The 20,311-nt window shown below is 42.7% G+C and carries 16 protein-coding genes and 2 pseudogenes; 10 read left to right on the forward strand and 8 right to left on the reverse strand.

Translation table 11 applies throughout. From position 1 onward, the window contains the following. Positions 1–97: 97 nt before the first annotated feature. Complete coding sequence (locus tag ACM0OR_RS11995) at positions 98–952, reverse strand: M48 family metallopeptidase (protein WP_414576378.1); 855 nt, start codon at positions 950–952, stop codon at positions 98–100. Between the two features lie 246 nt (positions 953–1,198). Here ACM0OR_RS11995 and ACM0OR_RS12000 point away from each other — a divergent pair, with 246 nt between their 5' ends. After that, complete coding sequence (locus tag ACM0OR_RS12000) at positions 1,199–1,729, forward strand: DUF4330 domain-containing protein (RefSeq protein ID WP_323266486.1); 531 nt, start codon at positions 1,199–1,201, stop codon at positions 1,727–1,729. A gap of 158 nt (positions 1,730–1,887) precedes the next feature. On the opposite strand, the gene ACM0OR_RS12005 is transcribed toward ACM0OR_RS12000, so the two are convergent. Continuing rightward, a complete protein-coding gene (locus ACM0OR_RS12005; protein WP_190703334.1) occupies positions 1,888–2,214 on the reverse strand; it encodes a hypothetical protein in 327 nt (108 codons plus the stop codon). Between the two features lie 31 nt (positions 2,215–2,245). Then, entirely contained in the window at positions 2,246–3,964 is a 1,719-nt protein-coding gene (locus ACM0OR_RS12010) for an NFACT family protein (RefSeq protein WP_414576379.1), read from the reverse strand. 237 nt (positions 3,965–4,201) lie between these two features. On the opposite strand from ACM0OR_RS12010, the pseudogene ACM0OR_RS12015 reads away from it, so the two are divergent. Continuing rightward, positions 4,202–4,618: pseudogene (locus ACM0OR_RS12015) on the forward strand (XisH family protein). Beyond that, positions 4,606–4,941 (forward strand): XisI protein, encoded by a 336-nt coding sequence (locus ACM0OR_RS12020; protein WP_414576380.1) that lies wholly within the window; start codon positions 4,606–4,608, stop codon positions 4,939–4,941. Before ACM0OR_RS12015 ends, ACM0OR_RS12020 begins: the two are co-directional and overlap by 13 nt. Positions 4,942–5,040: 99 nt before the next feature. On the opposite strand, the pseudogene ACM0OR_RS12025 reads toward ACM0OR_RS12020, so the two are convergent. After that, positions 5,041–5,313 (reverse strand): annotated as a pseudogene (locus tag ACM0OR_RS12025) (DUF4351 domain-containing protein); the annotation flags it as partial. Between the two features lie 95 nt (positions 5,314–5,408). On the opposite strand from ACM0OR_RS12025, the gene ACM0OR_RS12030 reads away from it, so the two are divergent. Then, on the forward strand, positions 5,409–6,230 hold the full coding sequence (locus tag ACM0OR_RS12030) for a transposase (protein WP_414576381.1): 822 nt from the start codon (positions 5,409–5,411) through the stop codon (positions 6,228–6,230). Between the two features lie 67 nt (positions 6,231–6,297). Here ACM0OR_RS12030 and ACM0OR_RS12035 read toward each other — a convergent pair whose 3' ends face one another. Together ACM0OR_RS12035 and ACM0OR_RS12040 are read right to left on the reverse strand one after the other, a co-directional pair. Continuing rightward, positions 6,298–7,767, reverse strand: coding sequence for a GUN4 domain-containing protein (locus tag ACM0OR_RS12035; protein ID WP_414576382.1), 1,470 nt, complete (start codon positions 7,765–7,767; stop codon positions 6,298–6,300). Between the two features lie 293 nt (positions 7,768–8,060). After that, the gene (locus ACM0OR_RS12040; RefSeq protein ID WP_414576383.1) at positions 8,061–9,584 is read right to left on the reverse strand and encodes a phytoene desaturase family protein; all 1,524 of its coding nucleotides are present in this window, start codon (positions 9,582–9,584) and stop codon (positions 8,061–8,063) included. 138 nt (positions 9,585–9,722) lie between these two features. Here ACM0OR_RS12040 and ACM0OR_RS12045 point away from each other — a divergent pair, with 138 nt between their 5' ends. Genes ACM0OR_RS12045 through ACM0OR_RS12055 form a run of 3 tightly spaced genes read left to right on the forward strand, consistent with a single transcriptional unit; the run spans position 9,723 to position 12,043 of the window. Next, positions 9,723–10,505, forward strand: a complete 783-nt coding sequence (locus ACM0OR_RS12045) for an ABC transporter ATP-binding protein (RefSeq protein ID WP_190703427.1) — start codon at positions 9,723–9,725, stop codon at positions 10,503–10,505. Between the two features lie 16 nt (positions 10,506–10,521). Beyond that, complete coding sequence (locus tag ACM0OR_RS12050) at positions 10,522–11,925, forward strand: MlaD family protein (RefSeq protein WP_414576384.1); 1,404 nt, start codon at positions 10,522–10,524, stop codon at positions 11,923–11,925. Continuing rightward, a complete protein-coding gene (locus tag ACM0OR_RS12055) occupies positions 11,900–12,043 on the forward strand; it encodes a hypothetical protein (protein ID WP_414576385.1) in 144 nt (47 codons plus the stop codon). The genes ACM0OR_RS12050 and ACM0OR_RS12055 overlap by 26 nt, the downstream gene beginning before the upstream one ends. 74 nt (positions 12,044–12,117) lie before the next feature. Here the strand turns inward: ACM0OR_RS12055 and ACM0OR_RS12060 are convergent, their stop codons facing one another. Next, a complete protein-coding gene (locus ACM0OR_RS12060; RefSeq protein ID WP_190703421.1) occupies positions 12,118–12,414 on the reverse strand; it encodes a DUF3288 family protein in 297 nt (98 codons plus the stop codon). Positions 12,415–12,647: 233 nt separating this feature from the next. On the opposite strand from ACM0OR_RS12060, the gene ACM0OR_RS12065 reads away from it, so the two are divergent. Further along, positions 12,648–15,095 (forward strand): ATP-dependent Clp protease ATP-binding subunit, encoded by a 2,448-nt coding sequence (locus tag ACM0OR_RS12065; RefSeq protein ID WP_414576386.1) that lies wholly within the window; start codon positions 12,648–12,650, stop codon positions 15,093–15,095. Between the two features lie 60 nt (positions 15,096–15,155). On the opposite strand, the gene ACM0OR_RS12070 is transcribed toward ACM0OR_RS12065, so the two are convergent. Then, complete coding sequence (locus tag ACM0OR_RS12070) at positions 15,156–15,686, reverse strand: hypothetical protein (RefSeq protein WP_323269176.1); 531 nt, start codon at positions 15,684–15,686, stop codon at positions 15,156–15,158. 92 nt (positions 15,687–15,778) lie between these two features. Here ACM0OR_RS12070 and ACM0OR_RS12075 point away from each other — a divergent pair, with 92 nt between their 5' ends. Both ACM0OR_RS12075 and ACM0OR_RS12080 read left to right on the forward strand, forming a co-directional pair. Further along, complete coding sequence (locus ACM0OR_RS12075; protein WP_414576387.1) at positions 15,779–16,126, forward strand: hypothetical protein; 348 nt, start codon at positions 15,779–15,781, stop codon at positions 16,124–16,126. 242 nt (positions 16,127–16,368) lie between these two features. Next, complete coding sequence (locus ACM0OR_RS12080; RefSeq protein ID WP_414576388.1) at positions 16,369–20,310, forward strand: HEAT repeat domain-containing protein; 3,942 nt, start codon at positions 16,369–16,371, stop codon at positions 20,308–20,310. The last annotated feature ends 1 nt before the right edge of the window (position 20,311 follow it).

Raw genomic sequence — 20,311 nt, forward strand, 5'->3', positions numbered from 1 at the left:
ACCTGTCACCTGTCACCTGTCACCTATCACCTATCACCTATCACCTATCACCTATCACCTGTCACCTATCACCTGTCACCTGTCACCTTTCTAACAGCTACAAAACTGAACGGATATTAGCTCGATAAGCAGCAGTGTCTAATCCGTCACGTCCATTACTAGGTTGACGATTGATGGCATTTTGCAAAGTATTAATGCGATCGCTAGTTGCTGGGTGAGTGCTTAAAACTGTTGGTACAGAACCGCTATTTTTCAGCAATTTTCTCATAAAGCTCACCATACCTGATTGAGCATAGCCAGCCCGTGTTAAGGCTCTTAAGCCACGCCTGTCAGCATCAAATTCATCTTGACGACTGCGGGGACGGTTGAGTGCTAGTTCTACACCAATTCCCACGGCGTTATTGCGATCTAACCCCGCAGCTGTAGCCACACCACTAGCTAGTGCTTTTTGCTGCATTTGTTTGACTAAATGTTTACCACCAATATGACCCCATTCATGGGCCATAACACTAGCTAGTTCCGCTTCATTGTCTGCGGCTTTCAACAAACCTGTGTTGACATAAATAAAACCCCCCGCAGTTGCAAAGGCATTGATAGAATTATCTTCAACGACCTGGAATGTTGCGGGAAGATTAGGGCGATCGCTATTTGCTACTATGCGCCTACCAATTTGTTCTACGTAGCGATTAATTTCAGAATTACGATTCAGTTTAATTCCGCTACGTAATTCCTGATTCATTTGTGCGCCTAGTTCTACTTCCTGGCGATCGGATATATTTGAGAGCTGAAGCACTTGCGCTCCCCGGAATAACAGTGGCAATAAATCTATAGCCCTTCCAGGTAAAGGTGTACTTAGACACAGACTCACAGCGACCACCACCGAAATTAACGGATAAAACCAGCGTCGCCGCCGTATATGATAATTTGCTACCAAGCCTTTCCTGTTAGTCATAATTCAGTTAGAAGATATTTTCGGGACACATCTAGTAGGACGTACAGACGCCTTTCTAAGTTGCATTCTTGACTCAGGGAATAGGGGCAAATCAAGTCCAAAATCAAAAGTCAAAATTAAATAACTCTTGAGGACTGGGGAGAAGGGACAATGTATTCTTAATTCCCAATCCCTAATCCCCAATCCCCTTGTAATCAAACTTGTTGCTAAAATCAATTACTTGAATCTGTTCTGGAAAAATTTCTTATGGCTATTTTAGATTCCAAAGGTCGCTTGTTCGGCAAAATCAATATACTTGACTTAGTTGCTGGTTTAGTTATTCTGTTAGTGATATTCGGGATTTTCGTATTTCCGGGTACTAGTGGTTCTGTAGCTCAAATTGGGGCTAAAAAAACGCCTATAGAGGTAGATTTAGTAGTGCGTGGCTTGAATGTGCGCGATCCTCAGCAGTTATCTGAGCAAGGTTTTAAAACAGGCGGCAAAACTAAAGTCATTATTCGCAATCAGCCTTACGGTGAGATTGGGATTAAATCTGTGCAAGTGCTGCCTAGAACTTTAACAGTTGGGCAACCAGATGGTTCGGTCAAAGAATTACCAGACCCCAGAACCAATAATTTTAGTACAGATATGCTCTTGACTTTACAAGATCAAGCAGAAGTTACCAAAGATGGCCCCGTTTTAGGTAACAGCAAGGTGAAAATTGGTATGCCTTTTGAGTTAGAAGGCTTTAATTACAACTTTAATGCCTCTGTGATCGATGTCAGATTACAGAAGTGATTGACTAGGGACTGAGAACTGGTTACAGAGTTGAAATTTGTTGAGTGTGGCTGCTACGATCGCTGATAACTCAATCCGGTTCAGATAAGTCTAAAACCCTGACGTAGAGACGCGATCAATCGCGTCTGACCAGACTAATTTGACGGTTGAGGGATAAATCAAGTAATCGAAATTCCAGCAACTTTGTCTTCATTAACAGCCATCCGTATGACAAACTCATCTCCCGCATCAGCAAAACTTAGTTTCCACAAATAGGTTTGATATTCCCGTTGTTTGAGTTGCCCAAAGTAAGTAATTGTATAACCCTCAGACATCCGTGGAGAAAGTTGGGAACTAACCGAGTCAAACATTTCCTTGGTAATACCCGCTTTGTAGTCTGCATTACCAACTCTTAGAAAAAGCTCATAATTTCCCGTAGCGATCGCATCTAAAATAATCTGCAAACAATCAATTACATTTTGCGGAGGATTGGTTTGAGTTACCATGACAATCTCCAATCAGTGGATGATACCGATATTATTCCACCATCTGGGGTTTCCCCCAAATAATGCGTTCTTGTTTGTAAATAGCAATTCCTGGTTTAGCACCTTTGGGTTTATATACGTGTTTTGGTTCAGTGTAAACGACTGGTACTTGGTCACTCTGACGGGCGCGGCTGTAATAAGCTGCGAGGTTGGCGACAAATTGTAAGTCTGTGGTTTCTGCTACAGTACCGGGTTCTAAACGCAATAAGACATGGCTACCAGGAATTTCTTGAGCATGAAACCACAAGTCATAATCTCCAGCTACCCGAAAGGTTAATTGGTCATTTTGGCGATTATTACGACCAATTAAAACTTGAAAGCCGTTAGGTGTAGAGTAGTTACGAAAGTTGGTGCTAGGAGTTTCATTACTACTGCGACGGTAATCTAATTCTTCTAAATATTTTTGTCCAATTAATTCGTCGCGGATTTCTTCTAAGGCTTGTAAATCTTCTGTTGTTTGGTAGGTATCTATCTGAGTAATTGCTGCTTCTACTTGTTCTAAATAATCAATTTCTGCTTGTACCTCTTTGAGTAATGGTTCTACAGCTATGCGGGCGCGTTTGAGTTTTTGGTGCTGTTTATAGAGGTTTTGGGCGTTCTGCACCGCGTTTTTATCTGGCTGGAGGGCGATCGCCACAGGTTCACCAGTTTCAAAGTCATTCAGGGTAATATTTTTCATTCCCGGTTGCCATTCGTACAAGTGCGCCATCAATAAATCGGCTTTTTGGCGATAGTCATCGGCGTTGTCTGATTGTCGCAGGCGATCGCTAAATGTCTGGGCTTTATTCCTTAATTTGGTCAGAATGTTCATCAATTTCTGACTTAGTTGATGGCGTAACTGAGCAAATAGCTGTTGATTGAGTTGTCCTGTGTAATATTCACTAATTAATGTCTGAATATCTTTAGCTGGTGCAATTCCACCCCAACCCATGACTGTGTAGCCGTTGGCAGTCCAAGCTGGCTGAAAGTTGTCATTTTCTAAAGTTTGCAGCCATACTTGCCAGTTGTGCCATAATCTTTGCCAATCGTCTGGTGTTAGGTCATCAGTGCTAGTTTCCGGTGTTATATTCGTCGCCAGCAACATAGACTCAACCAATGCTGCACTCAAACCGCGATAACTTTTGAGTAATTGCTTTTTAATCGCGCCTGGGACTAAGCTAATCCTTTCTTGCCAACGGACTGGAGATTCACTCAAACTAGGTGCTGGGCCAGTCAGTTGTGGTGGTGTTTCATAAGGTTGTCCCGTTTGGATGGGACGGACACTAGACTGCTGCTGACTGACTTGATGGGCGGCGGTGATAATGAGATTATTGGCTTCGGTAAGGATGGCATTGCTATATTTGCCCATAATCTCTGCATAGAGATGATATAGTGCCTCTTCTCCCGGACGACGGGCAAATTGTAAATCAATCACCCGTTCCCAAGGTGCGATCGCCTCAATTCCTACCAAGGCTAATCCACCCAACTGATGTATCAATTGTTGGCTAAAAGTAAAGGTATCCGGTGTGCGTGGTGGCGGGTTGCCAATGCAAATGTGTGTAGCTTGAGGATGCCAACAAACTTCTAGCCATCCTTTAGTTTTCAGGGTACGTAAAGCTATGGCAATAGTATAGCGATCGCGCTGATACACTTGCTCTAAACGTGATGGTAGCCAGTGCGTGCGGAGTTCGCTACAAGCGGCTTTCAGGGTCGTAAAGTCAACTGGTTGCACAACAATTAATCGTCCGCCTAGGGACTGCTAAGGTCGATGCTCAGTATATGCTATATCTTTTTCAGGGACACCCATCCCACAAGAATATTAAAAGGTTGAGTTGTGCTGATTTGGTATTAATGACAAAGTTCGTAGTTAGGACTAAAGTCCTGATTCTCTCTGATTCTGAGCTAGCGATCGCTTACGAAGATAGATAATATGTAGATAGAAAGCTCCGATAGAGCGAACAAATATCTTATGTCAGCAAAAGACAAATTTCATGAGACTGTCAAATTAGGATTACAAAAAGATGGCTGGATTATTACAGATGATCCTTTACGTATAGAGTGGGGTTTAGTTGAATTATATATTGATTTAGGTGCAGAAAAAATTATTGCAGCTGAAAAAGAAGGGTAAAAAATTGCTGTAGAGGTTAAGAGTTTTCTTAGTCAATCAACTATTTCAGAATTTCATACTGCACTGGGACAGTTTATTAACTATCGATTTGCACTTTCTCAAGAACAACCAGAACGCATTTTATATTTAGCCGTTCCTTCTGATACCTATGAAACTTTTTTTAAGCTGCCATTTCCTCAGATGATAACTCAACACTATCAATTACTCCTGCTAATTTATGACATTGAGAATGAGGTAATTGTCAGATGGATAAATTAGAAAAGTATAGAGAGTATATTAAACAGATATTAACAAATTATAGTCAGTATGAAAAATCTGATAGTCCAGTAGAAGCGCAAACTATATTTGATACTGAACACGACCATTATCAGTTAGTATATGTGGGTTGGGAAAACAAGCGGCGTGTATATGGTTGTGTACTACATTTAGATATTAAGAATGGGAAGATTTGGCTTCAGCATAATGGAACAGAAGCTAATATTGCTGATGAATTAGTAGCTTTAGGTGTTGCCAAACAAGATATCGTGTTAGGATTTCACTCACCTTATAAGAGACAGTTTACAGATTTTGCTGTGGGATAGCGACGCTCTACAGCCGAGCGTAGGTCATCGTACACAAAAACACTTATTTATTTTAGACTGGTACGAACCAAAGCTTAGTTACAGAAATATTCAAGTAATTTACAGGTTTTGAGTTTCCTGTTGTTGCTGTAACCAAGTAGCTAAATCTGCAACCTCACTAAAATCTAATAATTGTTCTGCCAAAGCTTCTAATTGCTCAGTAGATAATCCTTTAACCTGCTCAATTAAAGACAAGTCAATTTCTCCAAATCTACGATTTAACAAGCGCAGAATTACCTTTTGTTCTCCTTCCTGGATAGCTCGCGCTCTGTCTTGTTGATACAGTGGTGCTAATCTCATCACTAACTCCCGATCTTGATTGATTCTAATGTTTTTATAGGACTCATATTTGGTTTTTGAAAATATACGTACTGGCGTGGCAAGCCTAAAATAGTGCATTAATATTACTCTTGTTTCTAATCTTAATTATGTCTCGCCAACCACGAAATTATCAACCAGGATTTTGCTATCACGTTACCACCCGTTGTAATAATCGAGAGTTCCGCCTGACTCGTTTAGAATGTCGGGAAGTATTGCTTTACGCTATCAAAAAAGCTCAGGATAAATATCACTTTAAGCTTTATGCGTTGTGCATTATGAGCAATCATGTTCATTATTTGTTAGAACCTGCACAGCCAGAAGATGTACCCAAAATTATGCACTTGTTAAACTGGTACACTGCTATGTGCTTTAATAGAATGCTCAACCGCACCGGACATTTTTGGGAAAAGCGATATCACAGTAGCGGTTTTGAGAACACAGACAACAAAAGAGCATTAAACACTCTACGATATATCCACGCCAACCCCAAAGCCGCAGGAATGCAGTCAGGTTTTTTCTACGATTTCAGTAATTATGGCATTCATGACAGATTGGGTGATGATGGTATCACTCAATGGCATCCAGCATTTTTGAAGTTGGGTAAAACTCTGGATGAATGTGCAGCTAAGTATAGAGGATTTTGTAAAAAATATCGCCCTCAATCTAAACCAGAAAAGCGCAACCACTGGGGAAGCAAATTATTAGCAGGGTTGAAGAAAAAAGGGAAGGGGAAGAAAACTTCACCAGGACAAATGAGGCTACCTTGGGATGACTGGGAAGTAACTAATGCAGAAGTGGAGCAAGTTGCATCAAAGTTTATCTTGGCTAATTGTTATAACCCACAGGTTGTTGGCAGCATATTACAAGAAAAAGAAAAAGGAAGGGAAAAGGGGCAGAGAGAGGGAAAGTGCCAGGTAACGGAAACCTAGAACCCGCAAGACTTCGTAGGAAATGACCTATTTATAAATCGTTACAATTTTGTGTAATCCTTATATGTTACAGTTTACAAGTCTGGACGCGAGAGAAGAGATACCAGCCAGCTTTTTCATATGCTTCCAGCCAATTATCCCTCACACAAGACACACAACACACCACACCTGGGAGATGTCCTACTGGGGCATTTAAGTCGTGTTTTATACTCCCCTCCTTCACCCATCCCCCAAAAAACCAGCCTGCGGATACCTGCCATCCCACACGGGTGTAGAAAGCATTCCACTTTTCTCCTACTTCCAGCCAGATTTTTTTCTGCACACTAAATCCAAAGCGTCCATTGCTGTATTTTACCCACAGTTGGTCAATAGTGCGTAAGTCAGTGCAGGGGAATTTTTTAATTGAATCGATATCAAGCCAGCCTTCTTTTTCTTTATCAGCAACTTTTAGCATCACTTGCAGAGTTTCTTGATCTGCTTCTTTCCACTTTCCAGCTTTGAGTAAATCACGCAACTGCCTATAGTCTACACCTTTATCAGAACTCAGATCGTCAGTTTCCTGTAATCGCCTTTTTGCTTCTTCTTGTTCTCGTTTTAGTCGTAGTTTTTCGGTTTCTTGTTGTTGTTGCCGTTTTAATCTCTCAGCTTCTTGTTGTTGGCGTTGCAAACTCTCAGCTTCCTGTTGTTTCCTTATTCTCTCTGCTTCTTGTAGTGGAGCTAAAATTGTTTTTTCAACTCGTGTTACATCTTCATCTCTGAGTTTTAAAGACTGCTGAAATTGTTTTAGCCCATTGCGAACATACTCACTGATTGGGTATTCTGCCTTAACTGCTCTAGAAAACTCCTGCTCGTAAAGACTTAAATTATTTGCGTAAGCCTCTTGTTGTTCTGCTTCCTTTTGCTGTCGTAGTCTTTCGGCTTCTTGTTCTCGTTGCAGTCTGTCAGCTTCTTCTTGTTCTCGTTGTAGCCTTTGTGACCTCACAGCTTCCTGTTGTCGCCGCAGTTTCTCAGCTTCTTCTTGTTCTCGTTGTAGCCTTTGTGCTTCCTGCTGTTGTTGGCGTTCTTCTCGTTCCCGGTTGAGTTTTTCAACAGCAGCCCAAATTCCCTCGACTACATTTGTAAACGCCTCATCTCGATTATGCCAATCTCTCGACTCGACAGGTGTAGCATTTTTAGGCAAAGCTTGGATTTGAGCCAGATTTAATGGTGGGTATTTCCAATAAACACTCCGCAGAATAATGGGAATCACACAAGCTTTTTTAGCCTTATGACGTTCTATGGCTGTGTTAACTTCCACCTCCCAGCAGTATTTAGAAGCGAGAAAGTCAGCACTGATAAGCAAGAGAATAATATCGGCTGTCTTTAGATTGTTCTTAATTTCATCATCCCAAACCTCTCCGGGTAGTATTTTACGATCGCTCCAAGTAGAAATCAGACCACTATGTATAAAGGGGCTTAAGTGTTTATCTAGTTCTTCACGTAGAGATTCGTCTTTGTGGGAGTAGGAACAGAATACCTTGAGCGATAACTCTGTCATTTTTGCTTTTAGAGGTAGGATAAATTATACGTTTAAGCAAATTATAGTATTTTTGCCTGATTTCCCTGAGAAGTATCTATCCCGCCTCGGAATCAATTCTGACGCTCATATGTTATTTTGGCGTGAGTTCGACGGTTAAAGAAAACCCCTCCCCAAACTTCTCCCCTACAAGGAGAGATGCTTCAAAACCTTAACTTTTCGCGGATAATTCGGGATATATTAGCCCCTCTCCGCGTCGGAGAGGGGTTGGGGTGAGGTTCGTTGAATTTACATTATTTTAGCGATCGCACTTGCTATTTCAGCATTTGCCCCACATTCACCAAACTATTCGCACATAAAATCCCAGAAGCAGCCACAGCCGGCACACCAATTCCTGGTAGAGTGCTATCACCCACACGATACAAACCCTGTATTGGTGTGTGTGTACTAGGAAACATACCCTTACCTGCTGCGATCGCTGGGCCATAAGTTCCCTGATATCTTCGTAAATAATGAGCGTGAGTTAACGGCGTACCGATGAGTTCTAATACTACGCGCTCTCGAACATCAGGGATAATACGCTCTAAGGCACGGTATAAAGATTGCGCTTTCTCTTGTTTTTTCACCTCATACCCATCATTGTGTTCCCATCCGGCGTAAGGTTCGAGAGTGTAAGCATGAACTCCATGATGTCCCTCTGGGGCTAAATTTTTATCCCACACACTAGGAATAGAAATCATGCAAGTATTACCCGGTGTACTGATATCTTGGATGGAATCATGGACTACTACATGATGTCCTGTCAAATTATCTAACCCATCGGCACGGATACCTAAATGCAAGTGCATGAAACTCTCAACTGCTGGAGTCTCTAAAGCAGTTTGACGATAAGCCGCAGGCAAATCTTCAGGACGTAATAATTGATTGTAAGTATCCCAAAGGGTAGCATTAGAAATGACAATTGATGCTGACAACACTTCACCATTTCGCAACCGCACACCTGCGACTTTGCCAGACTCTACCAGAATTTGCTCAACGTGACATCCCAAACGCAACTCACCACCCCAACGTTCCAACCCCCGCACCAAAGCATTAACAATTGCTGCACTCCCCCCCACAGGGTACTCAACCCCAGCACGGGAACGTTCACCCAACATAAATGCTACTTCGGGGGCAATTGTGCCGTGTGCTTTTAACCCAGAAAGTAAGAAACACTCCAAATCAATCAGTCGCCGTACCCAAGGGTCTTTAACTGTAGCATTCATGACATCGCCTACAGACGATTGCACCAGAGACAAGTAAGGTAGCATTTTCACCAAAGACGGCAAATAACGTTGCAATAAGACCAAAATCACCTGCCAATCTGACCTCAGTGCTATGGTGGGAATACCTTTCATTGCCTCGTATAGTCCCAACAAGCGTTGTTCAAATTGTTCGAGTTCTTTTGCACCTTGGGGTGTAATTTTGTGTATTTCCTGACGATATTGTGCAGCATTGCTATACACTGCAAAACTGACTTCAGGGAAATGATAGTGTCCTAAAGGATCATAGGGTATAACTTGGATGGATTCACCTAAAGTATCAAGCACCTGTTTAATAGGATTTAAACTTTGATTACCAGTTAAACCGCAATAAAAGGAGGGGCCAGAATCAAATTCAAACCCACGTCGTCTAAAACTATGGGCTGCACCGCCAGCAATTGTATGACTTTCACAGACAATTACTCGCTTACCATAACGCGCCAACAAACCCGCAGCGCATAAACCACCGATACCGCTACCGATGATGATGATATCAATAGGGGACAGGGGAGAGGTGACAGGTGACAGGGGAGTCATGAGTGGGTAGTGGGAGGAAGAATTGTTTCAAAATACAACACAAATAGCTTTAATGAAACCTCTGCGCCCCTCCGCGTGAACCTCCGCGACCCTCCGCGTTAAAAAATGAACTCAAATATGCTCAATGACCAATTACTAATGACTCAACCACTAATTGAACTAAAAGGCATTTCTAAATCCTTTGGGAACAATCGGGTTTTAGATAATGTAGACTTGACGATTTATCGGGGAGAAGCTTTAGGGATTATTGGCCCTTCGGGAACTGGTAAATCAACAATTTTACGCGTCATGGCTGGTTTGATTACTCCTGATGAAGGGGAAGTTTATGTGCAAGGAGTAAAAAGAGATGGGTTGATTGAGGATGCTAAAGACCCGGTTGGTATTGGTATGGTATTTCAGCAGGCGGCATTATTTGACTCGTTGACTGTGGAAGAGAATGTGGGTTTTTTACTTTATCAAAATTCTGACTTGCCGCGATCGCGTATTCGAGATTTAGTTAAAGAAAAACTAGAAATGGTAGGTTTACCGGGAATTAGTCACCTCTACCCCTCGGAACTGTCTGGTGGGATGCGAAAACGGGTAAGTTTTGCCCGTGCAATTATGTCTAACCCCGACAACCCGGAAGAAGGTGCAGAAGTTTTACTGTACGATGAACCGACAGCCGGACTTGACCCCATTGCTTCTACAGTGATAGAAGATTTAATTCGTGACTTGCAAATTACCCAAGGTGTTTGTAGTACCTATGCGATCGTTACCCACCAAGATAGTACAATCCGACGCACTGCTGATAGACTAGTGTTCCTGTATCAAGGTAAAGTGCAGTGGCAAGGTCAAGTTAGTGAGCTAAACGGCACAGACCATCCATTAATTACACAATTTATGAGTGGTAGTGTACGGGGGCCAATTCAGGTTGTTGGTTAGTTGGATAAAGGATAATATGCGCGATTTTATCACCACTCGTTTTGCATCTCGACGAACATTCAGGGAAGGTTCAGTAGGTTTATTACTCTTGCTGGGATTAGGAGCATTTTTAGTTATTATTTTATGGCTGAATAGAGTTACCGCATCTCGTAGTTCTTACAAAGCTGTTGTCGAATTTGCCAATGCTGGTGGTATGCAAAAAGGCGCATCTGTACGCTATCGAGGCGTGAAAGTTGGTAATATTTCTCGCATTGAACCCAAGCCAAATGCTGTAGAGGTAGAAATTGAAATCTCCCAACCAGACCTAATTATTCCTCGTAATGTATTAGTTGAAGCTAATCAAAGTGGCTTAATTAGTGAAAGTATTATCGACATCACCCCCAAAGCATCATTACCCACGGGCGAAAAAATCGCTAGACCTCTAGACAAAAATTGTGACAACAGCCTGATTGTTTGTAATGGTTCTCGGCTGACTGGGAAAATTGGTATTAGTTTAGATGAATTAATCCGTAGTAGCACGGAGCTAGCAACTATTTATAATAATCCCGAATTTTATCAACGGGTGAATAAACTTTTAGAAACATCAGCAGAAGCCGCCACAGGAGTAGCCGCACTCAGTCGAGATGCGAGGAGTTTGAGCAAAAGCTTTCAAGGACAGATAGGTACATTTGCTTCTACTGCCAATTCTGTACAACGAGCCACAAATGAACTTACTGCTTCCACAAAGAAAACTGTAGATCAATTAGGTATCACCGCCGGTCAATTTGGCACAACTGCAACTCAAGCCAATAAATTACTCAATGACTTAGATAGCCTTGTCAACACAAATCGTTCTACATTAGTTGGAACTTTAAACAATCTTTCTGAAACTAGTAACCAACTACGCGCAACAGTCACTAGTCTCTCTCCCGCCATTAGTCGGTTATCCGATGGAGAGGTACTAAAAAATTTAGAAACTCTTTCAGCCAATGCGGCGCAAGCTTCAGCTAATTTAAAGGATGCAACTCAAGCTTTAAATGATCCTAAAAATGCTGTGCTATTGCAACAAACCCTAGATTCTGCCAGGGTGACTTTTGAAAATACCCAAAAAATTACCTCTGATTTAGACGAATTGACTGGCGACCCTGCTTTTCGGAATAATTTACGGCAGTTAGTCAATGGTCTGAGTACCCTAGTTTCCTCCACAGACCAAATCCAAGAGCAAGTCAAAGTGGCTACAACTCTAGAGTCAATGAAAGCAGTAGCCAGTAAATCAGAGTTGGCACTTACGATCCCCAAAAAACAGGAAAAACCAATTACTCCTAATTCCTCATCTGTGCCAGTTGAAAGTACAGTTAACCCCCCTACACCCGATAAATCATCTCAACAGAAACTATTGCAGCAACTGAGAGAGTATGGAAGGGGGACAGGTGACAGGTGACAGAGGAGCAGGGGAAGCAGGGGGAGCAGGGGAAGCAGGGGGAGCAGGGGGAGCAGGGGAAGCAGGGGGAGCAGGGGGAGCAGGGGAAGCAGAGGGGCAGAAGTTATTCACTGCGTGACGCTAGCGCGTAGCTTGCTTCTCCAGAGGAGTACAATTTTGAATTTTGAATTTTGAATTCCCCGCAGGGGTTGACTAATTCCAATCTTGCTCTTCTCTTTTGCCGCGACTTTTATAAATGCCGCCCATATCATGCAACTGACGGGTTTTCTCGAATAATTCGGCTTCTGTTAAACCCCACTGTTGTAAAACTTTATCTAGGTCGCTTTGTATGTCTCTCGCGCCTGGGAAGCCTTGATAGCGAATTTTGAGTCTGGCTAATTCTGCTAAATTGTAGTCTGTGGCTGTTTGAGTGAGTAGAATATTAATAAGAGAGCGATCGCGGTTGTAAAGTGGGTGTTGTTGGTCTTTACTTCCGTGCTGTTCTGTCATACTTTATACTTTGGTTAGATTGTTAATTCATTCCGAGTCTAAAGCTAAAATCTACCAAGAGCAACGATAATTAAAGATGACGGCTACCACACCTGAGTCCATACGGCTCTCACCACTGCCACCGGATCATAGATAAAGATACATTATCTTTAAGAAAATACAAAAAAGTTTAGATAAGGGTGAATTTTTTTAGATCACCCAAAGTCCAAGCAGCAAGGGAGCAATAACCCGCTATGTTTGAACACTTCACTTCCGAAGCCATCAAAGTAATCATGCTCGCTCAGGAGGAAGCTCGTCGCCTGGGACACAACTTCGTAGGAACTGAACAAATTCTCCTGGGTTTGATGGGAGAAGGAACTGGGGTTGCTGCCAAAGTGCTGACTGAGTTGGGTGTAACTCTCAAAGACGCACGTCGCGAAGTCGAAAAAATTATTGGTAGGGGTTCTGGGTTCGTACCACCAGAAATTCCCTTTACTCCTAAAGTCAAAAGTCTATTTGAGCAATCATTTAGAGAAGCTCACGGTCTCGGACATAATTACATCAACACAGAACACTTACTTTTGGGATTAACCGAAGCGGGTGAAGGTGTAGCCGCCAAAGTATTGCAAAATTTGGGTGTTGACCTGAGAAATGTCCGCTCTGCTGTGATTCGGCGTTTAGGTGAAGATCCTACCGTGGTTGTCGGCGGTGCTAGTAACAGACGCAACCAAACCCTCACCACAGAAGAATTTGGCAGAAACCTCACCAAATTAGCCCAAGAAGGCAAGCTTGACCCTGTAGTTGGTCGCGAGAAAGAAATTGAGCGGGCGATTCAAATTCTTGGTCGTCGCACGAAGAACAACCCCGTGTTAATTGGTGAACCAGGGGTGGGTAAAACAGCGATCGCAGAAGGATTGGCACAGCGTATTATTAACCAAGATGTCCCCGAAGTTTTGGAAGGTAAGCAAGTTATCAGCCTGGATATGGGTTTATTAGTGGCTGGAACGCGCTTTCGGGGAGACTTTGAAGAACGCATCAAGAAAGTAATTGATGAAGTCCGCACGGCGGGAAATGTCATCTTAGTAATTGATGAAATTCATACCTTAGTCGGTGCTGGCGGGACAGAAGGCGGCTTAGATGCGGCTAACATTCTCAAACCAGCCTTGGCGCGGGGTGAACTCCAGTGTATTGGCGCAACCACCTTAGATGAATATCGCCAACACATCGAACGGGATGCAGCCTTAGAGCGGCGTTTCCAACCGATTTTAGTTGGTGAACCCTCCATCGAAGAAACCATTGAAATTCTCTATGGTTTGCGCTCAGTCTACGAGCAGCATCATAGAGTTCAGATTTCCGATGCAGCAGTCGTAGCCGCCGCCGAGTTATCAGACCGCTATATTAGCGATCGCTTTTTGCCAGATAAAGCCATAGACTTAATTGATGAAGCTGGCTCTCGTGTGCGTTTACGGAACTCGAAGATTTCCAATGATAAAGAACTGAAGCGCAAACTCCTTGAAGTTTCTAAATCTAAAAACGTAGCCGTTAGACTGCAAAACTTTAATCAAGCCGGAGAACTGCGCGACCAGGAAATTGCCTTGGAAGCAGAACTACAAGCCGCTTCCACGGAAAAAAATGCTAATCCCATCGTTGTAGACGAAGAAGACATCGCGCAAATCGTGGCTTCTTGGACTGGCGTACCAGTTAACAAGCTGACAGAATCTGAGTCAGAGTTACTGCTGCACCTAGAAGACACCCTCCATAAGCGGCTCATCGGTCAAGAGCAAGCGGTAACGGCTGTTTCTCGCGCCATCCGTCGCGCTAGAGTTGGCTTAAAGAACCCCAACCGCCCCATTGCTAGCTTTATCTTCTCCGGCCCCACCGGTGTTGGTAAGACCGAATTAGCCAAGTCCTTAGCGGCTTACTTCTTCGGTGCTGAAGATGCCATGATTCGGCTAGATATGTCCGAATACATGGAAGGTCATACCGTCTCCAAACTTATCGGCTCGCCTCCTGGTTACGTCGGTTATGACGAAGGGGGACAACTCACCGAAGCTGTGCGCCGCAGACCTTACACCGTGTTGCTGTTCGACGAAATCGAAAAAGCACACCCCGATGTATTCAATATGCTGCTGCAAATTTTGGATGACGGACACCTCACCGATGCCAAAGGTCGCAAGGTAGACTTCAAGAACACCTTAATTATCTTGACTTCTAACATTGGTTCTAAGGTAATCGAAAAAGGTGGTGGTGGTTTAGGCTTTGAATTTGATAACCAACCAGACGCTAGTTACCAGCGCATTCGTAACTTAGTTAACGAAGAACTGAAAAATTACTTCCGTCCTGAATTCCTCAACCGTTTGGATGATATTATCGTCTTCACTCAACTGGCTAAGGATGAAGTCAAGCAAATTGCTGATATCATGCTGCGTGATGTGGCTAGCCGCCTGACTGAAAAAGGCATCATCTTAGAAGTGACCGAACAGTTTAAAGACCTAGTAGTCACCCAAGGTTATGACCCCAGCTACGGTGCTAGACCATTACGTCGGGCAATTATGCGCCTCCTAGAAGACTCTCTAGCGGAAGCAATTCTCTCTGGTGAAGTCGCTGACGGTTGCACAGTTATTGTTGATGTCAATGATGATGGTCAAGTACAAGTACGCCCATCAGAAAAGCGAGAGTTATTGTTAGCAAACGCTAGCTAACTAAATATTCAGTGAAACTGAACTATTAATTTACCCTTGGTATTTATACCGGGGTATTTTTTATTTCCAAATTATAGGGGCTAAAACAGCCATCAGTAACAGAAAAGCAATTTCTAAAACGTAGCTAACAAACACAGTGCGATTAAGCAAACCATCCCACAGATAACCCTGACGTTTAGGCTGGGGAATGCGTTTCAAAGAATGACTCCAACTGTTGTAGATACCGGGAGAGTTGAAACCATATTTTTGAGTCAGGATAAATTCAATTTCAGCTACACGGGGATAGAAACCGCGCTGAAAGTGTTTCCATTGACTTTCCAATATCCAGAAGAATAGGGGAATAGTACAACCAATAATAGCGATAAGCCTGAAGGCATCGCTAACGCTCACCATGTTGGTATTCGGTTTTTGCTGTAACATCAATGCTAAAACACCCCCAGTCCCAGTAATCCCCAATGCTTTGATTACCCAAATCTGCTTGTTATAGTCTTCGATGGTGTTTTGCAGAAAAAAGTATTCTTCTTTGAGCAAGTCTAATTCAAAATTACTGAGAGGTTGGGGTTGGGGTTCAGTTTGTAATGGGTTAGACATTGGTGTTGGTAGAGTTCACTGAGATGAAATTAATATAATTCGTAATTTGTAATTCGTAATTCGTAATTTGTAATTCGTAATTAAGGCTTAGGTTGGGAAGTCACCGGAGTTCTGATACTCGTTCACGAGGTAAAAATACTCGGCGACGGAGTTCTGATACTCGTTCACGAGGCAAAAATACTCGGCGACGGAGTTCTAATACTCATTCACGAGGCAAAAATACTCGGCGACGGAGTTCTAATACTCATTCACGAGGTAAAAATACTCGGCGACGGAGTTCTGATACTCGTTCACGAGGTAAAAATACTCGGCGACGGAGTTCTGATACTCATCCACGAGGTAAAAATACTCGCCGACGGAGTTCTGATACTCATCCACGAGGTAAAAATACTCGACGACGGAGTTCTGATACTCATCCACGAGAATCTAGAACCCGATAAAGTAGTTATAATTTGACTCAGTAAATTAAACCATATCCCTCACATATTATTACTAGTGGTCTATCAAGTTAGTTTTGACGGTTCGTAGTAAGGACTTTAGTCCTGATTTTTCTAAGGACTAAAGTCCTTACTACAAACTTGCTTATCCCTCAACTCAAATTTGATGGACTACTAGAGGTGAAGTCAAAAATATTTCACCCTTGCCCTTTGCCCAAAATCAGCATCCCACAATTCCGCACACCATGATCAACTGGAATGACTACCTACAATCACTCTGCAATGATTATGCCCAATGGTGGAATGCTTACACATTGACGGATGTAGTGGGACAGCAGCGAGTTGAGCAGAAGCAATCACCGCTACTGTTAGATTTTATGGTGCAGACGGTGCAATCTGGCAAGGAAGAAAGGAACGCAGAGCAGGAGAAAGTTGAGCGTTTAGACGTGCTGGCAGGGTTGCGGAAGTATGCTCAAGAACACGTTTTGCTAGTAGGGCGGCCTGGTTCGGGGAAATCGACAGCGTTGGCGCGGTTGTTGCTGGAGGAAGCGGAGAAACCCCTCCCCCAACCCCTCCCCGACGCGGAGAGGGGAGCTAATTCTCCCCCTTCCCTGCCTTCGGCACGCTGCGCGAATGTAGGAGAGGGGGTTGGGGGGTTAGGTCAAATCCCCATCCTAGTAGAGTTGCGCTATTACCAAACCTCAGTCCTGGACTTGATTCGGGGTTTCTTGATGCGCCATCGCCTACTGTTGGAGACTGCAACTATAGAACAACTGCTGTTTGACGGGGAATTTTTGCTGCTGGTGGATGGTATTAACGAATTGCCCTCAGAGAAAGCGCGGCAAGATTTATCTAAATTCCGGCAAGACTACCAAAAAACCACGCCGATGATATTTACCACGCGGGATTTAGGCGTGGGGGGTGATTTAGGTATTACTAAAAAGCTGGAAATGCAACCCCTGACAACAGAACAGATGCAGGGATTTGTCCGCGCCTATTTGCCAGAACAGGGTGAGCAGATGTTACAGCACTTAGGCGACAGGTTGCGGGAGTTTGGAGAAACACCGTTGCTGCTGTGGATGCTGTGTTCATTGTTTCAAGCCACAGGAGACATCCCGCCGAACTTGGGTTTGGTGTTTCGCCAGTTTACCCAAAGCTATGAACGTAAATTTCGCCAAGGTATTCCAGTTGCAGATGACTCCTGGCGTAACTGGTTCGCGTTATTAAAACATCTGGCATTCTCCATGACTAAAGGGGATAAGCTGACAGAATTAAATGTTGCCATACCCAGGTTAGAAGCAGAGGAAGTTTTAACCCAGTTTTTGCGAGATGAGCAATTTGATAAACCACGCGACAGAGCTTTAAACTGGCTGCAAGATTTACTCAACCATCACCTAATTCAACTTGGGGCAAATAATCAAATTGAATTTCGCCACCAACTAATTCAGGAATATTACACCGCCGAATGTTTGCTCAAGCAGTTACCAAGCCTCAGTGATGACTGTCTCCAGCGAGAGTATTTAAATTATTTGAAATGGACTGAACCCCTGAAATTGATGCTGGAATTGGTAGATGATGGGGCGCAGGCGGTGCGAGTGGTGAACTTAGCTTTAGAGGTAGATTGGCAGTTAGGTGCAAAATTAGCAGGTGCTGTAAAGCCAGAGTTGCAGCCGCAGACGGTTGATTTGGTTGCTAGGTTAGAAGTCTCTAAACAACTTATTAATTATCTTCTCAGTAATACACGTTCTATTAGTGCAGTTTCATACCTCCTTAAAACTCTATATGATCAAGATCCTGATGTTTGTAAGAGTGCGGCTGAAAGCTTAGGAGAGATTGCTAGTGACACAGCTATTCCCAAACTAATAGAAGCTCTAGAAAATGAAGTTTCTGATGTTCGAGCAAGCATTATTACAAGTTTAGGTAGAATCAGAAGTAATGTTGTAGTTTCTGAATTATTAAAAATATTAATTAATAAAAATGAAAATTACAATGTTCGGTTGAGTGCTGGTCTTGCTCTAGGGCAAGTTGGCAGTGTAGATATTATGCCTGATTTACTTCAAGCTCTATTCTATGAGAATGAATTAGAGGGCTATATTAGTATTGCAGTTGCCATAGGCAAAATAGGTGGTGAGCTTGCACTTGTTACTCTAATTCAAACTCTAGAAGATGGAGATACGGATAGTCGGGTGAAAGCTGTCTATACATTAGGAGAAATAGGTAACAAAATTGCAATTCCTAGCCTAATTCAGACTTTAGAGAACGAACAAAATTTTGTATTTATCCGTTCAGATGCAGCGAAGGCATTAGGACAAATTAAGAGTTATAATGCAATTCCTGCTCTTATAAAGGCTTTGGATGATAGCAATGCTACTATACGTTCTAGTGCTGCTGCTGCGCTGGGTAAAATTGCTAGTAGTACCTCAATCTATGCTCTAATTCAAACTATTAAAGACTCAAATTATAATGTTCGTAGGGAAGCAGCTTATGCTTTAGGAGAAATAGGAGATAAATCCGTAATTCCAATTTTAATTGAAGTTCTAGGAAATGAAGTTTCAGCGATTATTTATAATAAAAGTGAATTAAATAATAAAGAGCAGTTAACAGAATTAGAGTCTCAGTTAGAGGCTATTAGTAAATCTCAACATAAGTTAAAACAAGAAATGCTCAATAACGAGGGTAGAATAGTTCAGTTATCAGTTATCAGGGCACTTGGAAAACTTGGTAGTGAAACTGCTATTCCAGCTTTAATAAAACTTTTAGAAGAAAATAAATTCAATAACTTTATCATACATTCTCTTGGGCAGATCGGTAGCAAAAAGGTACTCCCTATTTTACTGCGTAATCTCAAGCATGAAGATGCAAATATACGTGCTTCTGCTGCTTTTGCAATAGGACAAATCGGTGGAGAAGATTCACAATTAGAACTACTTGAAGCATTACATGATGAAAATATAGATGTAATTAAAAATGCGGTTTATGCTTTAGGAAAAATTGAAAATTGCGAACTCCTAATTTCACTAGTTAGGCTTTTGTCAAAGATAACTATAGGTGATGTTATTAATAAAACTCTGTCAGAAATATATAGACTACAAAAGCGATGTAAATATTATAATTACTCTTTAGCTCATTCTGATTCAAAAGAAATATTTATTACTAGTAATAATGAGCTAACAGTATATATAAGACTCATGCACATCCTCCACCTCTCAGACCTGCACTTTGGCACACTAGACCAAGCCAAACTTTGGTCTAACCAACTAGCAACTGACTTGCGAAATGAACTCGAAATTCCTCAACTTGATGCCCTCATTCTCTCCGGCGACATCGCCAACAAATCAACCAGCGACGAATACGCAGCAGCCAAACAATTCCTTGACGAACTCCGCCAAGATTTCGCCCTCAAGCCTGAGCAAATTATCATCGTTCCCGGCAATCATGACCTCAACTGGCAAATAGCACAAGATGCTCACACTGCATATCGTCGTGAAAGGTATCAGGGTAAACTTGATCAAGAAATTTACATAGATGATGGCGGTAATTATATTGAAGTTGCAGACAAAGAAAAATACAAACAACGCTTTGAACACTTCAGCAACTTCTACCAAACTATCAAAAACCAACCCTATCCCCTAGACTATGACCAGCAATACACCCTAGACCATTTCCCCAACCAAAACCTGCTGATTCTAGGGTTAAACTCCGCTTGGCAATTGGATCATCATTACAAATCCCGTGCCAGCATTAAAATTAATGCGCTCACCAAAGCCCTAACAGAAATTCGCCGCAATCAAGATTATCAAAACTGCATCAAAATTGCAGTCTGGCATCATCCCCTAGATAGCGCATCGGAAGACCGCATCAAAGACGAAAGCTTCATGGAACAGTTAGCTGTTGCAGGTTTCCGCTTCTTCCTACACGGACACGTCCACCAAGCCCAAAAAAGCTTTTATGAATACGACGCAGAACGGGGACTGTTTCGCATCTGTGCGGGAACATTCGGCGCACCCACCCACGAACTCACCACCGCCGAACCTTGGCAATACCACTTACTGAAGTTAGAAAATAACACCCTCACCGTCCGCAGCCGTAAACGCAAGACAGAAAACGGCGCATGGGAAGCAGATAATTGTTGGCGACAAGGTAAGGGTAAAGGTTCTCTGGATTCTTACACAATCACTTGGCAGTAGA

Source organism: Anabaena sp. CCY 9402-a (genome assembly GCF_963920945.1).
In the GTDB taxonomy this organism is placed as follows: domain Bacteria; phylum Cyanobacteriota; class Cyanobacteriia; order Cyanobacteriales; family Nostocaceae; genus Trichormus; species Trichormus minutissimus.